Genomic DNA, 1756 nt, shown 5'->3' with positions numbered 1-1756 from the left:
GGCCGGGGCGCCGGCGGCGGCTGCGGTCGGCCCGGCGGATGGCGGGGCCGCGCTCCCGGCGGGCGCCCGACTCCTCGATGTGGGCGGCCAGTCCGGCGACCGTCGGGTACTGGAAGAAGTCGCCGAGTGGCACCTCGGCGCCGCATGCCTCACCGATGCGGGCGCACACCCGGGTCGCGAGGAGCGAGTGGCCGCCGAGGTCGAAGAAGTTGTCCAGGACCCCGACCCGGGACACCCCGAGTACATCGGCCCAGACGGTCGCGACGGAGCGCTCGAGTGCGGTGCGCGGGGCGACGTAGGCGGCGGTGCCGCCCTTGCGGTCGCCGGTGCGCGGCAGCGGGAGTGCCTTGCGGTCGAGCTTGCCGTTCGCGTTCAGCGGCCAGGCCTCGAGCACCATGAAGTGCTGCGGGACCATGTACTCGGGCAGGCGGTGCTTGAGGTGGCCTCGGAGTTCGGGCACCAGGGAGGCGCGTCGGCTCGCGTCGGCCGGGTCGTTGGCGAAGGCCTCGAAGCCCGCGCCGGCGGCTTCGGCGTCGGCCGTGGTGGTCGGCAGCGGGCCGCCCTCCGGCGCGATCACCAGGTCGAGTTGTCCGGGGCGGTCGGGCCGGAGTGCGGGGACCGCCCGGTAGCCGAGTGCGGTCACGGCTCGGGCGAGCTCCGCGGGGTCGAGCTCCGGTCCTGCGGCGTCCCGGCCGGCCGCGGTGCGGTCCGCCGACAGCCGGGCGTCCTCGACCCCGGCGATCCGTACGCGGGACGGGCGGTCGCGTTCGAGGCGCTGGGAGATCTGCTCGACGGGGGTCGCGTCCCAGAGTTCCTCGGATTCGCCGGTGCCGGTGCCGGCGGCGGCAGCGGGTGTCCCGGGCTGCTGCGCGTCGTCTCGGATGTGCAGGACGACGTCGTAGCGGTACTTCGTCAGCTCGTTGCGGTGCGGGCTCGGCTTGGCGAGCAGCGACACCCCGTCGATCTCGGGCCGGGCGGCCGCGAAGGCGGTGAAGAGCTTCGGGTCCAGGACGAGCTCGGCGTCCTGGGCGACGCGGTCCGCGACGGCGGCGGCGAGCGCGGCCGGGTCGTCGGCGTCGCCCGGGGTGCGGGCCAGGTGCAGCGAGGTGTGGAACTGCTCCTGCAGGGCGAGGTTGCGTACGTCGCCGATGACGATGGAGCCGCCGGGCCGGACCACGCGCGCGGCCTGGGTGAGGACGTCCACGAAGTACGCCACGTCCGGGAAGTACTGGGCGACGGAGTTGATCACCACGGTGTCGAAGCTGTCTTCGTCGAACCCGTCGAACCGGTCGGCGGGGCACTCGCGGAGCTCGACGCGCGCCGAACCCTCGGGCAGCAGCGGCAGCTTGGCCTGCAGATCGCGCAGTGCGACCGCCGAGACGTCGGTGCCGCAGTACAGCTCGGCGTCCGGGGCGATGCGGAAGAGCAGCAGGCCCGTGCCGCAGCCGATCTCGAGGACTCGGCGGTGCGGCAGCGACTTGATGCGGCCGACGACCGAGTCCACCCACTCCCGCATTTCGTGTGCGGGCAGCGGTTCGCCGGTGTAGGAGCTGATCCAGCCGGAGATGTCGTACGTGGGGTCCTCGGTCTGCTGGTCGCCGGCCTCGTAGATCTGGTCGAAGACCTCGCCCCACCGGTCGACCTGGTCACCGGTGTGTTCGGTGGCGGGTTCGGTGTGGGTGGGTTGGGTGAGGTAGGCGGTGAGTTGGGGGTTGCCGTCGGCGTCGGGCGTGGTGGTGACCAGGGTCTGGTCGAC

The 1756-nt window shown here is 73.4% G+C and carries 1 protein-coding gene; it reads right to left on the bottom strand.

From position 1 onward, the window contains the following. A partial coding sequence (locus DY218_RS25330) for a class I SAM-dependent methyltransferase (protein WP_128558467.1) occupies positions 1-1756 on the bottom strand: 1756 nt, incomplete at both ends.

This window comes from Streptomyces triticagri (assembly GCF_003429565.1).
Lineage (GTDB): Bacteria > Actinomycetota > Actinomycetes > Streptomycetales > Streptomycetaceae > Streptomyces > Streptomyces triticagri.
Note: the sequence above shows the minus strand (reverse complement) of the source record. Positions and strands in the feature narration are given on the sequence as shown.